General features: G+C 39.7%; 12 protein-coding genes and 1 riboswitch. Of the genes, 2 read left to right on the top strand and 10 right to left on the bottom strand.

All coding sequences use genetic code 11. The features are described from left to right. Positions 1 to 106: 106 nt before the first annotated feature. Positions 107 to 1,195, bottom strand: a complete 1,089-nt coding sequence (locus tag SOM16_RS07985) for a homoserine O-acetyltransferase family protein (protein WP_320463469.1) — start codon at positions 1,193 to 1,195, stop codon at positions 107 to 109. Positions 1,196 to 1,239: 44 nt separating this feature from the next. Continuing rightward, a complete protein-coding gene (locus tag SOM16_RS07980) occupies positions 1,240 to 2,559 on the bottom strand; it encodes an O-acetylhomoserine aminocarboxypropyltransferase/cysteine synthase (protein WP_320463468.1) in 1,320 nt (439 codons plus the stop codon). 285 nt (positions 2,560 to 2,844) lie between these two features. Further along, positions 2,845 to 2,955, bottom strand: a riboswitch (SAM riboswitch). Between the two features lie 213 nt (positions 2,956 to 3,168). On the opposite strand from SOM16_RS07980, the gene SOM16_RS07975 reads away from it, so the two are divergent. Together SOM16_RS07975 and SOM16_RS07970 are read left to right on the top strand one after the other, a co-directional pair. After that, the gene (locus tag SOM16_RS07975) at positions 3,169 to 4,176 is read left to right on the top strand and encodes a hypothetical protein (RefSeq protein ID WP_320463467.1); all 1,008 of its coding nucleotides are present in this window, start codon (positions 3,169 to 3,171) and stop codon (positions 4,174 to 4,176) included. Positions 4,177 to 6,838: 2,662 nt separating this feature from the next. Next, on the top strand, positions 6,839 to 9,652 hold the full coding sequence (locus SOM16_RS07970) for a PAS domain S-box protein (protein WP_320463466.1): 2,814 nt from the start codon (positions 6,839 to 6,841) through the stop codon (positions 9,650 to 9,652). Between the two features lie 397 nt (positions 9,653 to 10,049). On the opposite strand, the gene SOM16_RS07965 is transcribed toward SOM16_RS07970, so the two are convergent. The 8 genes from SOM16_RS07965 to SOM16_RS07930 all read right to left on the bottom strand — a co-directional run bounded on the left by SOM16_RS07965 (position 10,050) and on the right by SOM16_RS07930 (position 23,068). Then, a complete protein-coding gene (locus tag SOM16_RS07965) occupies positions 10,050 to 10,241 on the bottom strand; it encodes a cold shock domain-containing protein (protein WP_320463465.1) in 192 nt (63 codons plus the stop codon). Between the two features lie 168 nt (positions 10,242 to 10,409). Beyond that, complete coding sequence (locus SOM16_RS07960) at positions 10,410 to 13,577, bottom strand: M1 family aminopeptidase (protein WP_320463464.1); 3,168 nt, start codon at positions 13,575 to 13,577, stop codon at positions 10,410 to 10,412. Between the two features lie 3 nt (positions 13,578 to 13,580). Then, entirely contained in the window at positions 13,581 to 14,456 is an 876-nt protein-coding gene (locus SOM16_RS07955; protein ID WP_320463463.1) for an ABC transporter ATP-binding protein, read from the bottom strand. 81 nt (positions 14,457 to 14,537) lie between these two features. Continuing rightward, positions 14,538 to 14,744: a helix-turn-helix transcriptional regulator gene (locus tag SOM16_RS07950; protein WP_320463462.1), complete on the bottom strand. Its 207-nt coding sequence runs from the start codon at positions 14,742 to 14,744 to the stop codon at positions 14,538 to 14,540. A 2-nt stretch (positions 14,745 to 14,746) separates the two neighbouring features. Next, positions 14,747 to 15,259, bottom strand: a complete 513-nt coding sequence (locus SOM16_RS07945; RefSeq protein ID WP_320463461.1) for a hypothetical protein — start codon at positions 15,257 to 15,259, stop codon at positions 14,747 to 14,749. Positions 15,260 to 15,644: 385 nt separating this feature from the next. Next, the gene (locus SOM16_RS07940) at positions 15,645 to 18,026 is read right to left on the bottom strand and encodes a glycoside hydrolase family 3 N-terminal domain-containing protein (RefSeq protein ID WP_320463460.1); all 2,382 of its coding nucleotides are present in this window, start codon (positions 18,024 to 18,026) and stop codon (positions 15,645 to 15,647) included. A 350-nt stretch (positions 18,027 to 18,376) separates the two neighbouring features. Then, complete coding sequence (locus tag SOM16_RS07935; protein ID WP_320463459.1) at positions 18,377 to 19,954, bottom strand: SusD/RagB family nutrient-binding outer membrane lipoprotein; 1,578 nt, start codon at positions 19,952 to 19,954, stop codon at positions 18,377 to 18,379. Positions 19,955 to 19,966: 12 nt separating this feature from the next. Next, positions 19,967 to 23,068, bottom strand: a complete 3,102-nt coding sequence (locus SOM16_RS07930) for a SusC/RagA family TonB-linked outer membrane protein (protein ID WP_320463458.1) — start codon at positions 23,066 to 23,068, stop codon at positions 19,967 to 19,969. Between the last annotated feature and the right edge of the window lie 374 nt (positions 23,069 to 23,442).

The raw sequence follows: 23,442 nt of genomic DNA, 5'->3' as shown, positions 1-23,442 counted from the left end.
GCTGTCCACTACTAAATTTGTTTTTACATTATTTTCTGTTTGCTTAAGTTTTCATCATTGGTCTTTAAGCTTTTACACTTTTAGCTTTTGCCTTTCAGCTTTCCCTTTAAGCAGTATGCTGCAACTTGATGATCTTTTTATCTCTGCTTTCTTTGATAAATGTTCCGATAATATTTGTTAAAGCATTCGTTTCAATTAAAAAACCATCATGACCATATTCGGAGTGAATAGCAGCAAATTTTGCATTGTTAATTTGGTCTGCCAGGAATTTTTGTTCCGATAATGGAAACAGAAAATCGTTTTCAATTCCGATTACCAATGTATTTGCAGTGATTAGCTGTAATGCTTCTGCAATACTATTTCTATTGCGACCAACATTATGGCTATCCATCGCTTTAGTTAGATAATAATAACTATAAGCGTTGAAACGATTGATCAACTTTTCACCCTGGTAATTCTGATAGGATGAGGCCCTAAAATGATCTGTCTTATCATTTACACTTTCCACCTGTGTATTGCCATAAGCATTGTAGGTTCTATAACTCAAAAGTGCAATGCTTCTTGCAGTTTTTAAACCTTTACTTCCGCCGTTAGGCTGATTGGCAAAAAAAGTTCTATCTGTAGCAATTGCCAAACGTTGACTTTCGTTAAAGGCTATTCCCCAGGGAGAATGTACCGCATTTGTAGCTACGAGAATTAAATTCTCAATACGTGATGGTTCAATAATTCCCCATTCTACTGCTTGCTGACCGCCTAAAGAACCGCCAATTAGCAATTTAATAGATTCAATTCCTAAGTGATTGGCCAGCAACTGGTGTGCAGATACAAAATCGCGAATGGTAAACTGGGGAAAAGACAGGTAATACGATAAACCAGTCGTCGGGTTTGTACTTAACGGATTTGTGGTGCCATAATTAGAACCTAAAACATTTGCACATACGATATAATGATCTTCCGGATTAAACAAGGCATTCGGCCCAAATAAACCTTCCCACCATTCAAAAACATCTGCATTAGCGGTTAGGGCATGGCATACCCAAATCACATTACTTTTGCTGGCATTAAGCTTTCCATAGGTTTGATAAGCAACCTGAAGATTTTGAATCTTTTTTCCGCTTTCTAATTTGAATGATTTATGATGATGATAGGTTGCCGCGAAATGCGCTGAATTGCTATTGTCTATACTGTTTTGCATGTTGTAATGTACTGTCGTTAAAAAAAGCTTAAATTCTTTGCCACTTATGCATGGATATTCTCTGCGTTTATGGCAGCGAAAGCTTGCTCAAAATCAGCTTTAATATCATCAATATGTTCAATGCCAACTGAAACTCTTACGGCATTTGGTTTTACTCCTGCAGCTAATTGCGCCTCACCACTTAACTGCTGATGCGTAGTGGCTGAAGGCTGAATAATCAGCGTCTTCGCATCACCAACATTAGCCAGGTGAGAAACCAATTTTAAGCTATCAATGAGCTGACTTGCATTTTCTTTAGTTCCGTTTAGTTCAAAAGACAATACACCACCAAAACCATTACTTAAGTACTTTTTTGCCAGATTGTGATAAGGGCTGCTGGCTAAACCAGGATAATGAACTTCCTTTACCAATGAATGATTTTCCAGCCACGTGGCCAGCTCCAAAGCATTATCTACATGGCGTTGCACGCGAAGCGATAAGGTTTCTAATCCTTGCAATAGAAGAAATGAATTGAAAGGGGAAAGTGCCGGCCCTAAATCTCTCAAGCCTTCTACACGGGCACGGATGATGAATTGAATATTTCCGAAAGGCCCGCCAATACCGAATACATCATTAAAAACCAATCCGTGATAGCCTTCAGAGGGTTCTGTAAATTGCGTGAATTTGCCATTTCCCCAGTTGTAACTTCCACCATCTACGATAACGCCACCGATACTGGTACCATGGCCTCCAATCCATTTAGTTGCAGATTCTACTACGATGTTCGCACCATGCTCTAGTGGTTTAAATAAATACCCACCAGCACCAAAGGTATTATCAACAATAAAGGGGATATCATATTTCTTCGCAATAGCAGCAATCTTTTCGAAATCAGGAACGCTAAAAGAAGGGTTTCCTATAGTTTCTAAATAGATTGCTTTGGTATTTTCTTTAATGCTTTGTTCAAATTCTTCAGGAACATCCGGATTAACAAAATCAACCTGAATGCCTAGGCGTTTAAAAGCAACCTTAAACTGGTTGTAGGTTCCGCCATAAACATGCGAGGATGAAACAATGTGATCACCTGCTTCCAAAATATTATGAAGCGCTATAAATTGCGCCGCCTGCCCGGACGCAACTGCCAATGCAGCAACACCGCCTTCTAACGCTGCAATCCTTTTTTCAAATACATCTGTGGTCGGGTTCATCAGGCGGGTGTAGATGTTGCCGAATTCTTTCAATGCAAAAAGGTTCGCACCATGTTCTGCATTTTTAAAACCATAAGAAGTGGTTTGATAGATTGGAACTGCACGTGAACCAGTTGTAGGGTCTATTTCCTGACCGGCATGCAACTGAAGGGTTTCAAATTTATAGGAAGCTGACATAATTTAAAATTGAATGAGTAGTTAACTGTTAATGAATAAATTGAACTTAGATTTTCAAGCTTTAGAAAGAAGAAATTCCAGGCTAGGGGCGTATCCTGAATAACCAGGACCTTCCAGTTTGAAAATAAACAAATGAGGAAGTTTTTTAAATTACTATATGCAACAGCACATACAAGTAATTACCTGCATATCGCAACAAATAAACGGAATAGAAGAGATATCTATTTGCTTGAGTTGAAGACTCGTTTCGCCCTGCGATTGAAGATTTATTGTATTCATCTTTTTAATTTATATCACCAAACAACACCATGTTAGTTGGTCAGGATTTGGCACCTTCTCTTTCTGAGGGTTGCCAGTGGGTCATAGAGCCAGTCTCTCGCCACTTCTTTATAAATCAATCCGATTAGATTGACTTTTATTAAGCTTGTCGCCAAATAATATTTCAAATGTGAGAATTTATTTTCAATTCACAAAATAAAATTTCGAAATATTGATAAATTAATGTTTTTGAAGCTGAAAATTCATGATTAAATAGTCCTTGAAATAATTAATAAGAAATTAACAGTTAATATTTTAAGTTTGTACAACCTATTTAAATTTTGATTATTAATGAAAAACGCTAAAATCATCTGTTTTGCACTGTCTATATTTTTTGCCAGCATCAATAATACCCATGCGCAGTTTGGTGGACTTAAAGACAAACTTTTAAAAGTTGGTACAGCTCAGGGTGCAAAGGCACTTGGCGTCGATAAATTTTTAAAACAGCCTGGTGCAATTACCACAAGCTTTGAAGATGTGAATCGTGAGGGGGAAATGATGCCTGATTTTAAAGCTACCTTAAAAGCACAACCATTATATTTATTACCGAAAAATCCGGAGGGTGGCTATTTACTTTGTGAAGGACTTTACGAAATGACCAATAAAAGTTATTGCCTGATGGCGGGAACTTTTGCACCTGCTAAAGGTGATGGCTACATGTTTGCGCCAGTATTAGGTTCAAAAGAAGAAGTTGTGATTGCCATAATCAAAAGTGCAGAAAAACATTCGGAGGTAGAACAGCATGATATCCAGGCATTGCTATGGACCATTATTGCGCGTACCAGGTTTGCTAATTATAACGGACAGGTGAAAGTTACTGCCATGAAATTACTAAGTCCACAACAGATAACCATGCTGGAAGGCGGTGCTCTAGGGGTGCTTCCATTTGATGTGATGCAAAAAGCTAAAGATCAGTTACCTTCTGGCATAAGGGCAGTTTTTGAAGCTGAAAATAATATCAGACAATTGGTTTCCTCGGGTAATTACACATACGCAGATATGGAAAAGTATGCTATAGTTGCTGGGATGGCACCGCCAAGAGCAGATGTGCCAAGCGGTATCTGGACGAAACACCCTGATGGATATTATTTACGCTATTTTCCTTCAGGTTACTCTGTTACTAAGGTACAGGTATATGTGCCGAAAGAATTAGTCGTTTCAGGAACGAAATTAGTTTATGATGCCGCAGGAGATATTGCTTGTCCCGCTAATACGGGTTCACAAAGGTTGGCACAAACTAATGAACCATTAAATCCTAATTACTCGGTGAAATTAGTCACCGTTTGCAATCCGAAATAGTAAAATGTAAGCATTATAGTAATAAGATTTGTCACTTTGTACATTGGCAAACATTATTAAAGGCATTATTATGAACGTTGTCCAGAGGAAGAAGGGACTTGTTTTATCAAGAAAAAGGTAGAAAGAAGCCTTCGGCGGCTAGCCGTGGCAAGACTGCGTAGCGGGAAAAGTTTCGGTAGATGCTGGCATCAGCCGATAGATGAATGCTACAAAAAAATTTCTTTTACGCTTCGGGTTTAAAAGGATTCTGTTTTTTCCTGACCGGACGGGCCTTTTTTCTTTTGACAGCAAAAGAAACAAAACTGCCGGCTCGCAATTTTTCTGTTAAAGTTAGTGAGTAGGCTTGGTCAGTGCCATCCCAAAAAATTGACCATGCCGGTCTAAGAGCAGAACGAAGAAACGGTGGTTTGGCCTTATTGGGTAGTGATAGCGATGGCCATTATTATTATAAATCTAAGTACACATCCTAATTCTCATCGTGCTATGGCCCCCCTGCTATCCGGCCTAGGAAATGATGGAAGGAGAAGCCGTTGAAATTTTTACACCTCCGTTCAAATCTCCCCACAACCCAAGGTAGCGCGAACGGCTCCTATAATAAATCTTTATTACAAAGCAAATCGAGCCCTTGCGCTACCGCCATTTAAATTTCAACGCGCTAATCCGACATCAGATCCAAGCCTTGATTTTTGTTTCTTTTCATCAAGGAAAAGAAAATAGCCCTTCGGCGGCTAGCCGAGGCAAGGCTGCGTAGTGGGAAAAGTTTTCGGCAGGTGTTGACACCAGCCGATAGATGAATGGTACAAAAAAGTGTCTTTTATGCTTTGAGTTTAAAAGGATCTATCGTGTCCTAGCCGGACGGGCCTTTTTTCTTTTGACAGCAAGAGAAACAAAACTGCCGGCTCGCAATTTTTTTATCTAAGTCAGTAGATAGGCTAGGTCAGTGCCATCCCAAAAAATTGACCATGCCGGTCTAAGAGCAGAACGAAGAAGCGGTGGTTTGGCCTTGCTGGGTAGTGATAGCGATCGCCATTCTTGTTCTAAATCTAAGTCTGCATCCTGCTTTCTCATCATGCTATTGCCGTCCTGCTATCCGGCATAGGAGATGTTGGAAGGAGAAGCCGTTGAAATTTTTACACCTCCATTCAAATCTCCCCACAACCCAAGGTAGCGCGAACGGCTCCTATAATAAATCTTTATTACAAAGCAAATTGAGCCCTTGCGCTACCGCCATTTAAATTTCAACGCGCTAATCCGACATCAGATCCAAGCCTTGATTTTTGTTTCTTTTCATCAAGGAAAAGAAAATAGCCCTTCGGCGGCCAGCCGAGGTAAGGCAGCGCAGCGGGAAACTTTACGGCAGGTGATGACACCAACTTATATATAATGCTGCAAAAAAATGTCTTTTACTCTTCGGGTTAAAAAGGATTTTATTGTGTCCTGGCCGGACGGGCCTTTTTTCTTTTGACAGCAAGAGAAACAAAACTGCCGGCTCGCAATTTTTTTATCCAAGTCAGTAGATAGGCTAGGTCAGTGCCATCCCAAAAAATTGACCATGCCGGTCTAAGAGCAGAACGAAGAAACAGTGGTTTGGCCTTGTTGGGTAGTGATAGCGATCGCCATTCTTGTTATTAATCTAAGTCTGCATCCTAATTCTCATCTTGCTATGGCCACCCTGCTATCCGACCGAGGAAATGATGGAAGGAGAAAACGTTAAAGCTTCTACCACTTATAAATCTAAGTGTACGCATCCTAATTCTCATCATGCTATTGCCACCCTGCTATCCGGCCTAGGAGATGATGGAAGGAGAAGCGGTTGAAATTTTTACACCTCCTTTCAAATCTTCCCACAACCCAAGGTAGCTCGAACGGCTCCTCAAAAAAATCTTTATTTAAAGAAAATCGAGCCCTTGCGCTACCGCCATTTAAATTTCGACGCGCTAATCCGACATCAGATCCAAGCCTTGAGTTTTGCTTCTTTTTGTCAAGAAAAAGAAGAGAGCCCTTCGGCGGCTAGCCGAGGCAAGGCAGCGCAGCGGAAAAAGTTTACTGCAAGTGATGACACCAGCCGATAGATGAATGCTGTAAAAAAATGTCTTTTACGCTTCGGGTTTAAAGCATCTTATCGTGTCCTGACCGGACGGGCCTTTTTTCTTTTGACAGCAAAAGAAACAAAACTGCCGACTCGCAATTTTTTTATCCAAGTCAGTAGCTGGGCTGGGTCAGTGCCATCCCAAAAAATTGACCATGCCGGTCTAAGAGCAGAACGAAGAAACGGTGGTTTGGCCTTGCTGGGTAGTGATAGCGATCGCCTTTCTTGTTCTAAATCTAAGTCTGCATCCTAATTCTCATCCTGCTATTGCCACTCTGCTCTCCGGCCTAGGAGATGATGGAAGGAGAAGCCGTTGAAATTTTTGCACGAACGTTCAAATTTTCCCACAACCCAAGGTAGCGCGAACGGCTCCTAAAATAAATCTTTATGTAAAAGCAAATTGAGCCCTTGCGCTACCGCTATTTAAATTTCGACGCGCTAATCCAACATCAGGTCCAAGTATTAAAAGTAACAAATACGCTATAGGCTTCAGTATAAATCCCACATCATAAAATATTATTTTTATTAATTTTGCAGAGTTTTTTTTTTGCAAAATCATCACTTTCCCAATATATGAGCGAAATAGATACCAACCATAAGCGCTTTCATGCACTTGTATCTGCGATTTCTGATGTTGTTTACCGTTTGAGCCCAGATTGGGAGTTAATGTATGAAATAGATGGGCGAGGATTTTTGAAAAGTACCTCATCCCCTATCACCGGGTGGAAAGAAAAAAATATTCATCCCGAAGATATGGAGATCGTGAATTCAGCTATTGCAAAATCCATTGAGGAGAAAAAGAAATTTGAGCTTGAACATCGGGTTTTACGGGTAGATGGCAGTACTGGCTGGACACTTTCCAGAGCTGTACCTATATTCGGAGATTCGGGTGAAATTATGGAATGGTTTGGTGCGGCTGCAGACATTACAGATCGCAAAAATACAGAACTGGCACTTCAGGCAGCAAAAGAATCTGCAGAAAAGCATCAGCGACTTTATGAAACGGTTACCTCGAATACCCCTGATTTAATTTATGTATTCGACCTTAATTATCGTTTCACTTATGCAAATAGAGCCCTACTGGAGATGTGGGGAAAAAGCTGGGATGAATCTATTGGTAAAACACTACTTGAAAATGGATATGAACCCTGGCATGCCCAGATGCATGAAAAGGAATTAGATCAGATTATAGCTAATGGTCAATCCATTCGTGGAGAAGTAGATTTCCCACATTCAACCCTTGGAAACCGGACATACGATTACATTCTCACACCAGTATTTGATGCTGAAGGAAAAGTGACCGCCATTTCAGGCACCACCCGTGATGTGACAGCGCATAGGGAATCTCAATTGGAAAAGCTCAGGTTATCGGAAGAACTAAAATCCTTAAACAATTCTGCAGAAAACATAAATGAACAACTTAATGCAACCAATGAAAAATTACAGATTTCAAGAAATCTGTTGAGTGAAGCAAATGGGAACCTGAAACAGATCTTAAATATGCTACCCGCATCGGTAGTGGTAATCCGTGGCTATGATCTCATTGTGGAGATGATCAATGATAGTAATTTAAATTACTGGAACAGAACCAGGGATGAAGTAATAGGTAAAAAATTCCTCGATATTTTACCAGATCTGGCTAATCAACCATTTGCCGGCCAATTGCGAAGAGTAATGGAAACGGGCGAAATTATTGATATTAAAGAAAGTCCGGTGCTTTTCACAATGCCTGATGGCTCCATACGGGAAACATTTGTAGACTATACTTACCAACCATTACAAGATGCTTTTGGAAATTGGAACGGGGTATTGGTGATGTCATTTGAAGTCACAGACAAGGTTAAATCCAGGAAGCTTTTAGAAAAATATACAAAAGAGTTAGGTATTTTGAACGATTCCCTATCTATTGCTAATAATAAACTGGCAAAAAGTGAGGCGCGTTTTAAATATTTTATTGAAGAAGCACCAGTGGCGATTGGCGTTTTACATGGAAGAGGATTAATAGTAGAAACGGCGAACCATAAGATATTAGAGGTATGGGGCAAAACTGCGGACATAATTGGCCTCCCACTATCTGTGGCAATTCCTGAACTGGATGGACAACCATTTCAGGATATTCTGGATAATGTGTTTACCACGAATACCCCATTTTATGCAAATGAGATCAGTGCAATTCTGGAGCATGATGGAGAAATGAAAGAGATTTTCTTCAATGTGGTTTATCAGCCGGTTACAGGACTAGATGGTGTAGTCTCTGACATCCTGATTGTAGCAGCAGATATTACTGAGCAGGTAAAAGCCAGAAAATCAATTGAAGAAAGTGAGCAACATTTCCGGAACCTTGCAGATCTTGTACCGGCAAAGATTTCTAATGCCCTGCCAAATGGAAAAGTTACTTTCTTTAATCAACACTGGCTGGATTTTGCAGGAATGAGTTTTGAAGATCTTCGAGATTTTGGTTTTTACCACATGATGCATCCCGATGACATTGCCGGCCTGCAAAAAGGGCTTGAACATGCAGCAATTAACCATGTAGCCCATGTTTCAGAAATGCGTTTTAAAAACAGAGACGGAGAATACATCTGGCATTTACATGTTGCTTCTCCAACCTATAATGAACAGGGTGATTTGAAAATGTGGGTAGGATCTACAACAAATATTCAGGAGATAAAAGAAGAAGAACAGCGTAAAACTGATTTCGTGAGTATGCTGAGTCATGAACTCAAAACGCCCGTTACCTCTATTAAGGGCCATGTACAATTGGCTTTACGGTTACTGAATAAAGAAGCTTCAACACCTTCCATACAAAAGCTTAACTCCTCCTTTTTAAGGATAGATAATCTAATCGTACAATTGACATCATTAATCGGAGACATGCTTGATTTGAGCAGGCTTGATGCAGGAAGAATGGACTTAAGGTTAGAGCGTTTTGCTATTGATAAACTTGTTAACGAGGTGGTTGAGGATTTCCGGTTAAGCCATCAGCAATATGTGATTAATTTAACCACAGGTGATCAAATCATGATCAATGCGGATAGAGATAGAATTAGTCAGGTGCTGATTAATCTAATCTCCAATGCCATAAAGTATTCGCCTGAAAATAAGATGGTTGATATTGATGTTTCACTGGTTAGTAATCAGGCTCAAATTGCCATACGGGATTATGGAATAGGGATAAATAAAAGTGACCAGAATAAGATCTTTGAACGCTTCTACAGAGTTGATGGGCGGAATGAAAAATTCTTTAGTGGTTTCGGAATTGGATTATTTTTAGCGCACGAGATTGTTACCCGGCATGGTGGTATCATTTCGCTGGAGAGCGAGTTGGGTAAGGGCTCAACCTTTGTATTACACCTACCCGTTAACACTTCATTTTTAACACCATAGATTCAGTAAGGTAAACTGATATCAAGTTAATCTTTGCATTAGATTCTTTGATTTGAGGTGCAAACGTTAGCCTCACATCTTCGAAAATATGCTCGAAACTAAGCAGTTCTTCTTTGGCCTTACAGCGAGGCTCCTCCTGGCGGGATATCAGTGAGGTCATGCATAATTTGCTGCATTTTGATCAGGCTGTTTTCTACTTTTTCTAAAAGTATCGAAAAACGCTTCATTCCCTTCTCTGTTAACTGCTTCAACATTTCTATCGTAAGTCCGAGGCTGGTTAGCAGTGGTTTGAATAGTATGAACTATGCCATTTATTTCAAGATGAATTAACATCAAGCCAGAAACAAAAAATGCAGGCAAAATGTAATTACCTGCATTTTAAAGATTAATGAAATGCTTACGCTATCGTAACATTCACTGCATTTTCACCTTTTTTTCCTTGTTGTACTTCGAAGTTTACTACGTCACCTTCTCTGATATCATTCTTCAAACCTGAAACGTGAACGAAAATTTCTTTTTTACTACCATCTTCAACGATAAAACCAAAACCTTTTGATTCATTGAAGAATTTTACTGTACCTGTTGCCATTACTGATGTTTAATGTTTATAATAGATTATTTAATGCAATTTAAACAAATAAATCATTGAAATCACATTTCATTAAATTTTTCTAAATTCAAAATGCCCCCTAACATTCGCTTCATTTAGAAGCATTAAGGTTATAGCAGGAAACTTAACTATAATGTTACTAACACATCAGCGACCAAACAACTTATCAATTTTACGATGAAGCGAAACATCACTTACCCGATGCAACTCCGTCAACAAATCAGTAGAAATTGGTGGCAGATTTGGATAAGCATGTTCCTTTAAAAGGTTTCTTAATGCTAAATTGATCCTTGTTTCACCTATTAATTCCCTTAATTTAGCCATTACCACCAATCCCTTTGAATAATACAGATGGGTATCTTCTGGCCTTGCCCTAAATAGCGGCACCTCTTTCCCGAAACCACGTTCACTCAGATAAATCTGCTCGTGGATTTTAACTTTAGCCCTCATGGCATCAATGCCGAGATACCGATTAGCCAGAACCAACTCCGTGTACATGGCAAGCGTTTCGGTTAATAGCTTCGAACCCTCCCGCTCAGCTGGCGCCAGCTGTGCATTTCCCCACCATTGATGGGATAGTTCATGTGCGGCAAGTTCATTAATCACATCCTGGCCACGATCAGTCTGTAGATTATTATGAAAAATCAGGTGCTCCGTCATAAATACAGTAGCCGGATAGGCAGTTCCGGCGAAGCCATCTGTGAAAGAAGATACTTCTGCAAAGCGAATGGTCTTATATGGATATGGCCCAAAATTATCCTCGCAATAGTCTAGTGCCCTGGCGGCATTTCTGATCAGGTGTTGCACATTCTCAAAATGATGCTCGTCATAATAAACCTCTATATTTATTCCCTTAAAGCGCATCTGCGTTAACTTATAAGCCGCAGCAGAAAGGCCAAATCTAAAAGGGATTGGTTCTGATGATTGGTAATTAAAATAATTACGATCCTTCGATTTCCATTGCCTGGCCAGGTCACCTACACCTATCACCGTTTGACCTGTGGGTACAGAAACTGTCATATCCAGATCAATAAATTCATTCTGTCTCCTCTGTGCCTCGAGTTTTATTAGTGGTGTAGGCTTTGGCAAATTCCTTTTTCTCCGCTCAGCAGCATTACTAATTTCTTTATCCGGTTGATAACCAAATCTCGGAAAATAATTACTAATGCGTAAGAATGTCCCGTTTCTAACAATTGCGTTAAAAGACTCATGCCCCATGAAACCATTCCATCCAGATCTAAAAGAAAAGGAAAAAATGGCACTATCACCAGGCATCATCGGTTGCTGAAGTTGAACCAATCCATTTTTTTTACTTAAAACTTCGCTTCTGACACCAGTCTGGCAGACAATATTCTCTACCTGGATCGCCTCATGAAAATTTAGCAGTAAACGAGTGATGGGCAGCTTGTCCTTATTCTTTAAAACATAAATTCCGGAAACCTGATAAGTATTTTCAACTGGATAAAGGTCGATTCTGGTCTTTACACTGGTGATCACCGGCTGAGCAATATCTCTGAATTTACGATAGCTTCGCTCGTAATTTTCGAGCTTTTCCATTTCCTGAGCAACACTAATCTTTGGGCTTTTCCTGTAGAAATAAATTCCGCTGAACAACATCACTAGTAAAGGGATACTTAAACTAAACAGCTTTTTTGGTGATAATCTGTTTAAGTTAAAAGCCTTAACCATCCATATTAAACTCACCAGGCTAATTCCAAAAAGTATTCTCCAAGAGAAACTGACCATATAGTTATCCCATCCATTCATCTCACTATACCTGGCGGTGTAGGGTGCTATAAAGCGCAATAAAGGATTGGTTATTCCCAAGGTTTTACCAAAAGAAGTAGCCAGGACTAATATAAAAATACTGCTGATGAGTAAGCCGATCCAGCTTAAGTTGATCATCTTTTGCAAGAGCAAGGTTATTCCAATACAAATCACTAGTGGAACATCAATCAGCCAATACAGGGTAAAATAGATTTGCCAGTCTATCCTGGCATAATTAAACAGTACCTGAAAAGCGATGCCAGTGATGATAATGATAGTGGTTAGCAAAATAACCATGATGGAAAGCGAGATCCATTTGGAAATCAGCAGCAGGATTGGTGGAGCAGGTGTACTGCATTCTATCAGATCAAACCTTGCATTCTTGCTCTTCCAGTAAAGTTCATGCGCATAAAATAAGATAACCAATATCAAAATCCCCGGCAAATTAAACAGAATGCGATTGACCATTAAGGCGCTGGTTGCATATTGCTGAGGCAAGCGAATACCCTGATCTATGCTTCCATAAAATTCCATGGATAAATAAAATACCAGTCCAAGGGAAATCAGCACAAAAGGAATACTTTTCACCAGTACATTGAATTCCATGTTCACCAGACTTTTCAGGCTTTGATAACCATATTTCCATCCGTGTGGGTAGCCGATCAACTGTTGGTAAGGAAAATTTAAAGTTGTTGCCTGATCCTCAACTCCCTTCTTTCGCTGATCTCCATTTTGCTTAATCCTCAGCCGGAAGCGCAGGAAGACTAATGATAAAATCATTAATGATAGAAACAGATAGCCAATTCTATTCAACAGCATATCTCCACTTAAGCTAAACACCGCATTATTTTTCTTCGCCACCGTCCATAAGTTAGTCTGCTCATAAAATGCCGAGAGGCCAAAGGGATCTAGTTGAGCGGAAAGCCTGAGGGCTTCTTCGGATTGCGGTAGACTGGAAGCCATCATGGGCGAACCAGAATATGTTAACATCACCAGATAAATGATGTAGATAAAGAGACCTGCTAAATATACCATCAGCTTACTGTGTAAGCTCCAGGCAACTGAGCTAACCAGTGCGGCACAGAGTAAGAGATTCGGGAAACCCAATATTAAAACAGGCTGAAGGTAATACCAAAGATTAAATGCCTGGTAAGATGCACGATCCGTATCAGCCAAATGCCCTGACAAATACCCGAATATGAGCAGGCTGAAACAAAGCAGACTCAATAGCAGCACGGTAAAGAAACGGCTCAACAGGTACTCCAGCCTGGTTATGGATGTGGCATACAGGATTAGGCTGAATCCGGAATCGTGTTCTTTAAAAAGAACCTGCGCAGCAAACAGCGTAGTGATAAAGATGTTGCACAAACTCAACAAGCCAATCATATTGGCGATGGCATAGGGAGAATTGAGGTAAATCTCGCCGCCTGGGCTTAAAGATAATTTAATACCGATAAAAAATCCCAGTGCAAATAATAAGAAAAAGACAATATAAATGCCGGTTCGCTTCAAAAAAGCGCCTAATTCAAATTTCAGTAAAGCTATCATGGACTAATTTGTGGAGTGAAGCAAATGAAAATACACATCCTCTAAATCTACTTTGGCTGGTTCAAATCCATGACCGGGATCTTTATCTGCATAAGTATGAATGAGAAGCTCCCCCATACTTAAATGGGCAGAAATGAGATCAAAGTCTTGCTCGTAAATAGCTCTTTGTACCTTTGGAATAGTTTTCTGCCAGAGTTTACCAGCCATACCTGAGATAAAATCAACTGGCTTTCCCTGTGCGATGATTCTCCCATTTCTCATCACGGCCATTTGGGTACAAAGGTTCTTTACATCTTCCACTAAATGAGTAGACAGGATTACGATCTTTTCCTCTCCTATTTCACTGAGCAGATTATTAAAGCGGTTGCGCTCCTCAGGATCAAGGCCAGCGGTAGGCTCATCCACAATAATAAGTTGAGGATTTCCAAGCAATGCCTGGGCCACCCCAAAACGTTGCCGCATTCCTCCGGAAAAAGTGTGCACTTCCTTATTCCGCTGTGCATAAAGATTAGTTTGCTGTAGTAAGGCCAATACCTGCTCTTTCCGCTCTGATCCATCCGCCAATCCTTTAAGTGTGGCAATATGGGTCAACAGATCGTAAGCAGAAACTTTTGGATAAACCCCGAAGTCCTGCGGCAAAAAACCGAGGTATTTTTTTACTGATCCGGGGTCATCCAAAGTGCTGGTGCCGTTAAAATAGACCTCGCCCCTGTCTACCTGTTGCAAGCCGGCAAGAGTTTTCATTAACGATGACTTTCCTGCCCCATTTGGACCGAGCAGACCAAACATGCCATTACCAATTTCCAGCGACAAACCATCCAAAGCCTTGACACCATTTTTATAGGTCTTGGTTAAATCTTTGATAATAAGTGAATTCATATTTTTATAATTTTTGGGCAAAAGGGTGGCCCTCCCATCTTGCCGAGGGTTTAATAATTTATCATAAACAGCTAAAAAATGCTAATCCGCTACATACTCCAACACATCGCCAGGCTGGCAATCCAACGCCTTGCAGATTGCCTGGAGCGTATCAAAGCGAATGCCCTTTGCCTTGCCAGTTTTTAATACGGACATATTGGCCTGGGTCATCCCCAGCAGCTCGGCCAGTTCTTTGCTCTGCATCTTCCTTTTGGCCAGCATCACATCTACATTTACAACAATCGCCATAATTAAAGAATCAGATCATTTTCATTTTGCAATACAAAACCTTCCTTAAAAATAGCTGCCATAAAATAGGTAAACACCCCCAGCAGCATGTGTAAAATCACCAGAACCACCATGGGAGATTCGATGCCGTAAAACAGGGAAATTGCAAAGGCTGAACTTATGGGCAGCACCAGATTTCCGAGATAAAACCTTTTCAGCTGTCGGATACCATAAGCCGTGAACAGTTTAGGAAGCGTGAAGACTTTAAATACATTCCCCACCAGAAAAAAGAAGAGCGTATAAAGCCCCAACAACAGCAAAAACATCAAGATATAATCCCGATTATACATACCTAACAGATAAGGAACACGGGTGAAAGGATAAAAAATCTCAAAGCGCTGATCCCCCTCGATAAGATTCAGGGACCATCCGGTAGACAAGGCAATTAGCGAGAGCAAAAAAGACAGCGCATATCCTAAAGCTAAAACCCTGCTCAGGGCTAAAAGTATTCTGGCAACAAATCGAACAGTATTCATGCATTTTGTATTAATTACTGCAATTATACCATTAATTATCGTAAAACAATAATTAATCAAATATTAATTATAATTTATTTAAACAATAGTTATCCTGATTTTCATATGCTTAAGCCATCCTTAATGCCTGTTAACAACGTTCCAGTGTTACATTTTTCAATGTCGGTTTCACTATAGTAACAAATAAATACACTAAAAGACTTCGAAAGTTTTAATGATTCAAAACTATAAGAGACTAACGATTTTTCCTACCGCATCCCCCACCTAAACTTCGTAAGTTGACCAATTTGAAAGTGCTTCAAATGAATTTTTCAATATGCTTCCCTTTCGGGATCAAAACCCAGGAAACGCCGAGGATAATAAACGATAAAAACATCCAACTATTTTATTTAATCAAGTGATCAGCAGTTAGCGTTACTGTACCTTTTAATTCAAAATGGTCAGAAGTTCCACCAATCAAAAGCTGAAAGCGCCCCTTCTCTGCAACTTGTTGGTTATCTGAATTGAACAGTGCAAAATCTTCAGCCGTTAGCTTAAACTGAACAGACCTTTCCGCTCCTGCTTTCAAATGAATCCGTTTAAACTGTTTCAACAATTTATTCGGCACCACCACCGAACTGATTTCATCCTTAACATATAATTGAACCACTTCATCTCCATCTTTTTGGCCTGTATTTTTTACCTTTAAAGTTACCATTACCGAAAGTTGATCCTGATCTTCCGCTTTTGAAACCCTTAGGTCTGCATAACTGAAATTAGTGTAGCTTAAGCCATATCCAAATGGAAAAAGAGATTTTGCTGTTCCTTCTACATAATCATGCCTCGAAGAATTCTGGTAGCTGTAATAAACCGGCAACTGCCCCACAGATCTGGGCACAGAAACGGGTAATCTGCCTGCCGGATTATAATCGCCAAAGAGTACATCCGCAATGGCATTGCCACCTTGCTCCCCCGGATACCATGCATTGAGTATAGCAGGCACATTTTCTGCCGGCCAGTTGAGATGGAGCGGCCTGCCTTGAATTAACACCAATACTACTGGCTTACCGGTTTTAACTATGGCTTTAAGCAATTCCAGCTGTTTACCCATAAGTGCCAGTGATTCGCGGTCAAAACCTTCGCCACTTTCAATATCACCTGTGTTTTTCTGGTCTATAGCCGCTGCCCCGGTTTCCAGGTATGATGTTTTAAAATCCCTTGCACTAGAACCACCCAACACGACCACGGTAACTTCAGATTGTTGTGCGGCAAGAACTGCCTCATTAATATTAGTATTGTTGGTATCTCTAATGCCGCAACCTTTAACGTAATTGATGATCACATCTTTAGGAAATTTATTTTTAATCCCGTCTAAAACCGTAACAATGTTTTCTCGTTTCTGCGTAGCAGTATAATCGCCCAATTGATTGTATAGATTATCTGCGTTTGGCCCAATCACTGCAATGCTTTTTAATTGTTTACTTAAAGGGAGTGTCTGATTTTGGTTTTTGAGTAAAATAATAGATTCTGAGGCCACCTGTTTTGCGAGTTTAACCGCCGCCTCATTATTCACAACGGTACGGGCCAGTACAGGGTCTGTATATGGATTTTCAAACAGCCCCATTTCAAACTTTTTAGTAAGCACACGCGTTACAGCTTCATCTATTCGTTCCATTTTTACCTTACCAGACTTAACTGCAGCAATTAAAGGTTCAGAAAAAACCACTCCACCTAAATCTACATCTATGCCTGCATTCATTGCCAGTGCCGCAGCTTCGGTATAAGTAGGTGCCAGATGGTCGATATCCCTAAGCCCGTTAATGCTATAAAGATCTGAAACAACCAGCCCCTTAAATCCCCAATTGTTCCGCAGTAAGGTTTTAAGCAAGGCCGAATTGCTGCTGTTTGGCACGCCATCAATGGAGTTATAAGCCGTCATGATAGAACCGACACCAGCCTTCACCGTAGCTTTAAAAGGCGGGAGATAACTTTGAAGCAATTCTCTTTTCCCTAAGTTTACGAAACCTCCGTTATGCCCACCCTCCGGTACGCCATAGGCTATAAAATGTTTAAGCGTAGCGATGATGTTTTCTCCGCTTTTAAGATTGGCATTTTGAAATCCCTGAACCATTGCCACCCCCATTTTGCTGGTGAGGTAGGTATCTTCACCATAGGTTTCTTCTACCCTGGACCATCTTAATTCCCGAGCCAAATCTATCACCGGCCCATAACCAATGTGGCCGCCCTGTAACCGGGTTTCCTTTGCAATCACACTTCCCATTTGTTGAATTAACTCCGGATTCCAGGTGCTACCTTGCCCTATAGCGGTAGGAAAAACCGTTGCTCCAATAGCCATATGTCCATGCGGACATTCTTCTGCGAAGAATAAAGGAATTTGTAACCGGCTGTTTTCAAGATTCCATTTCTGGAGCGCATTGGTTGCCAACGAAGCGAAGTAAGGATCAAGTCCATTTTCCAAAGTTTTTTTTGTCCAGGGATCAGCCCGTAAAGTGGCCCAGAGCATGCCAATATGCTGCTTTTGGATGGCGTTTTTGAACTGATCAGAAGGACTTATTGTTTCCTTTTTATCGTACATCTCCCACCCTAACAACACGTTAAGCTGTCCGATTTTTTCTTCCAGTGTCATTCTGGAGATTAAGTCTTTTACCCTGATGGGTATAGCCAGTTTAGCATTCTTATAGGGTTTTGCCGATTGCTGGGCATTAACCGTTAAGACCAGAAAACAGATACCAAATATAAACAATGATAAACTTTTGAGGAACTTCATGATGTTGCTTGAATTTTGTTTTTGTAAACTACAATTGTTGTATGTAGAACGATTGTGCGATAAGATATAAAAAATCGGGTAAATCAATTATTAATATTCTATCAAAATTACCCCTTTGCTCTCGCCCTTGCAGTTTGGCGCTAACGATACAAAAATGGCCGCCAGATAGGCAGCCATTTTAAAAATATTGATCATGTTTTAGAAACTATTTGATCAATGAAAGATCAACTTGCGAAGTTTTGGTGGACTTTGTTGTTAAAATAATACTTCGAAAGTTTGATGTACTGTCACCAAAACTTACAAAATTCCTCAGCGCACAGGCTTTTGAAATTTCGTAAGTAAACAGCCTCTTAGAAATTACTGGTTGTGGTTGTATCCCACCATAACCGTGAAGCAATATCATCTTTCCCGGAGTTTAAAAAAGTAGCCGCTTCTGCAACTGCTGCAGTATTCCCGGTTCGTTCTGCAGGTACAAATACCAGTCGTTTTATCCATTGATCAGCAGCAACAACTCCCCAATCCGGGCTACTGTCATTTTTAGCTACATGCGGAATTTTAGGATAACCTGTTCTTCTGAAATCTACCCATGCTTCTAAAGTGTTGGTAAAAGTAGCGATGTATTTTTGTGTAATAATTTTTTCCAGTTTCAGTTCATTGGAATCACCAGCATTCCAGGCAACTGTAACGGTAGAAAGCGCGGTAAAACTATTTCTGCTATCTTTTGGATCAATATAGTTGATGGGTTTGCTTGTGGCATCTGCGAGGTATGCATCAACACCTGCTGCACCCCAGTCTGCAAACGAAAGCCGTACGCCATTTTCATAATTGGTTTTAGCATCGCCTGCATTGGCCCATCCTCTTAAGGCAGCTTCAGCTTTCAGAAAAGCTATTTCTGATGCAGTGAAGCCTCTTCTTCTTTGTACCGATTTAAAATCTGCATTCACTGTAGAAAACGGAACCCTGTCATCTTTGGCATTTAAAAATGCTCCGCTGCGAATCCCCTTATATTTATAGGTAGGATGGTCAGTTACTAATGATGCATCACTCACTTCATTAAAATATTTAGCTATACGTCCATCTTTTAAACCCACCAGGAAAGATTCCATAGTTGCGCCCATACGGGTATCGTTCCAATCAAAACTAATCATAGAAACCGGCATCACATTTCCATTTAAAGGGATCAGGAAATTTTCAGCATTGGTACTAATTAGGCCAGCTGCATCTGCTAAAGCTTTTTCGCCTTGTGTTTTAGCTACAGTTGGACTAACCTTAACGATTCGCATGGCCAAACGAAAACGCACGGAATTGATTAATTTTAACCAGGCAGCTATATCACCTTTATAACTCGGGTCAAATTTAGTGAACCCAGTATAGGTTGGGTTCGCTTTAAAATTTGTTTCGATCTGATCTAACTGTGCAAACATGTTATTATATAAATCAGATTCTTTATCGTATTTAATTGAACCCAAACCCGCAGTGCCATAGTTGGCATAAATTACGGGGCCATGTAAAGCTGTTAATTTAGAAATAGCTAAAATTCTAACCAACTTGGCCCAATCGCCAAACAAGGGTAAGTTTTTTTCCTGAGCCAGTTCGATTACTTGTTTAGATGGAGACATTACACTACCATAGATACGGTTCCAGTAAGCATCAATCCAACGGAGGTAATAAGTTGTATTATTTACATTCCCAACATAAGGTGTTGGCGTACCCATGTAGCCCATCCAGTTATCATAACACAAATCTTCTTCAATTTGGTGTCCCATCAGGTTAAATAACATCACTGAAAAAGAAGAACCTACTAAATTAAAATCCTGCTCTAACAATTTATCTGTTATTTGATTGGGATTGGTATTTATCTCTTCGAAATTCTTGGTGCAGGAATTGAATAAAATCAAGGCAAGCACCACTAAACATATTTTTTTCATCACTTTAAGATATTAAAAGTTCAACTTAAGATTAAAACCGTAAGAACGGGTAGCAGGAACTGCGAAAACATCATTTGCCTGGTTGCTGTTGCTTGTACTCATGGCTTGCTCTGGATCAAATGGCGCTTTTTTATAGAAGAAGAACAAGTTGCGACCTATCAAGGAAACAGAGGCTGACTTAATGGCCGAACCTTTAATTGGTATATTGTAAGCTAATGATACCTGCGCTAAACGAACATTGGTTCTGGAGAACACATAAGGTTCCATAATCCCATTTCTATCTCCTACTACATTATAATACACTTCCGGATCTATTGAAGTAACGGCCGTATTTCCCTGAATGGCATTTATTGGCATCGTTGGTCCTGCATCGCGAATATCTCCTGTTCTTTTACTTACGCCGTATGAATCTAAGAATGCTTCTGTTTTAGAGAAGGCTACCCCACCAAACTTAGCTGTTACCAATGCACTCAAGCTAAAGTCTTTATAAGTAAAGGTATTATTCCAGCCTGTGATAAAATTAGGATTTAGATTTCCAACATATTCCTGATTAGCGGTTCTGGTTGGCTTTCCATCTGCATCCAATATTATTTGTCCATTTGCGTTACGGGCCAGCTTAAAAATATATAAATCGTTAAAAGAACCACCAGATTTAATAATCGAATTAAAACCTTCATCATTACTACCGACCTGGTATTCCGGGTTTTCAGCAATAAGCTGTACAATTTTATTTTTATTCTGCGATAAATTCACTGTGGAGTTCCACTTAAAACTATCATTTTTTATAGGGTCTCCACCCAACGTCAGCTCAAAACCCTGGTTGGTTACTTTACCTGCATTTATATAATAAAAGGTATAACCAGAACCAGAAGGAGCGGTTAAAGATAAAAATTGATTGGTACTTGTATTTTTATAATAGGTAATATCAAGATTTAATCTGTCGTTTAAAAAACGGGTTTCTAAACCAACCTCATTACTGATTACTTTTTCGGGCACCAACGTAGCAAAAGGAGTTTGTGTATTTCTATTAATGCCACCTATGCCATCTGGCCCGCCTGCACCACCTATGGTATTGCCAGGGTTTACAATATTATAAGGTACCTCATTACCAACTTTAGAAGTTGATGCCCTTAATTTTAAGAAACTTATTTCTTTAGGTAACGTGATCATCTGGCTTATGATGGCCGATAATCCAGCTGAGTAGTAAAAATAAGAGTCGTTTCCGGTAGTGGCTAGTGTAGAGGCATAGTCATTACGACCAGACAAATCTAAATAAAGCATATCCTTAAACCCTAGCGAGGCATTTGCAAACAACCCCTGTTTTTGTACCCTGCTATAGGTTTGGTTAACCACTAAATTATAGGGCAGGTTGGCAAAACTAAAAAAGTTAGGGTACTGAAGAGGTATGGTTCCATTGCCAAAAGTCATTCCATCATTAAAGGTATAATCCTGGATGCTGGCGCCCAACACACTGTTTAAACTGAATTTCCCAAAACTATTATCATAGCTTAAAATCGCATCACCATATAGGGCTTTATCATTATACTTGGTATAATTCCAGGTTCCATTAGTACTTACACTTACAGAATTACCGCCTGCAGCATAACGATAATCCAACAGTCTATCGTTATAATCTATATTTCCACGTACATCAAACTTAAAATGTGGTAAAAAGGCATAAGATGCTTTTGCCGTAGCGATTACCCTGCTACTAGTCGTTAGTTTGGGGTCGTTATTTAATTCCCAATAAGGGTTGTTTTGTTTTTCTTCCGAAGAATACCAGTTTTGCCTGTTTAAATTTCGGGTGGCATCGAAAATCTGATAATTCGTTTTATAATCCTCAAAGTTTCTTTCCCGTGCAAATAGATATAAGCCTGTTAATGGGTTATTGTAGTAACCTGCACCAGGACGATTTTTCGACCTTTCATAAGAAAACCTCACATTTCCACTCAAGGTAAGCTTATCATCAAATAATTTTGTTTCCTGACTTAAGGTTACATTATGCTTGTTATAAGTACTGGTGGGTACAATACCTGTTGCGTAATTATTTCCATAAGAAAAATAAGTAGTTGTTCTTTCATTTCCGCCAGATACAGATACAGTATTAATTGTGTTTACACCTGTTTGGAAAAAATCATCGATGTAATTATTCTGATAATCTCCTTTTGTTTTAGACCAGCTTCTATCATTTCCACCAACAGCTCCGTAATTAAACTGAAAATCTGGCATCGTTGCGGCACTGCTAAAATTTGTTGTAGAATTTAAAGCAATAGCAATTTTTCCGGCCTGGCCTTTTTTGGTGTTAATTAAAATTACCCCATTTGCACCCTGACTACCATACAAAATGGCTCCGTTTGCCCCTCTTAAAATTGTAACCGATTCAAAATCATCTTGATTTAGTGCGGAAAGACCATCACCACTATCCGTTCCTCCGTAAGAACCAGGCTGCCCGCCCTTATTATTTACTACCGGAACACCATCAATTACAAAAAGCGCTTCACTACTTCCGGCAATTGATTTAGAACCCCTAAGTACTGTTTTAGTGGAACCACCCACACCAGAATTACTAATTCCAATATCAATACCGGCTGCCTTACCACTTAAAGCTTCCATAAAATTAGGGCTTCCAGCTTTGGTAAGTTCTGCGCCGCCAATTTGTTGTGCAGCAAAGGTTAGTGCCTTCTTCTCCCTTTTAACGCCCAAAGCGGTTACCACTACTTCAGATAAATTACCGAATGATTTCAGCTTGACGGTTACCGTACTTAAATTGGTGATATTTACTTCCTGAGATTCCATTCCAACGTACGAAACCACCAGCGTAGTAGCATCATCCGGAATGTTTAAGGTAAACTTACCATCAGCCCCGGTAAGGGATTTAACATTAGTACCTTTAACTACAACGGTAGCACCAGGAAGCGGGATTCCGGTATCATCGGTTACCAATCCAGTGATGGGTTTAGCAAATTTCCGATTGAAACTATTCAGGTTATCTACAGCAGTGAACCGGTTTCGAATAACATTTTTGTTTGTTACCAAGCCCCCGGCGTTAGCGGTATTTTGTAAGCCCAGCGCGGCAACTCCCAGGAGTGCGAGTTTTAGTACGCTTCTGTTCATGCTAGAAAATGTTATTTCTATGGCACCGATAGTAGAATAAATTTTCCTCATTTTCATACATTTATTGGTTTGTTTAGTTGATAATTCTTTTTAATCTATTTAAGATGATGGTAAAGCAATCTCATTTATAAGGAGGTAATCTGAGGTTTATGCATAAAAACCATAAAACGTTTTACCTAATTATTCAAAATTTTGTTCTTTCTGTAATTGATTTAGTTATTCATCAATTAGAGCAGTAATTAAAGATTAAAATTGGCAATAGTTGTTGATTCGCTAGTTAAAACGATATTTAATTTGGTAGGCACAATTTAGTAAAAATATAGATACATTGAAATTAATTTAAAACTTATTTCAAATATTTTTAGCAGGCTAAT

Origin of the sequence: Pedobacter sp. CFBP9032 (assembly GCF_034045265.1) — a bacterium.
Lineage (GTDB): Bacteria > Bacteroidota > Bacteroidia > Sphingobacteriales > Sphingobacteriaceae > Pedobacter.
The sequence above is the reverse complement of the archived record's forward strand: the minus strand, read 5'-3'. Positions and strand labels throughout refer to the sequence as shown.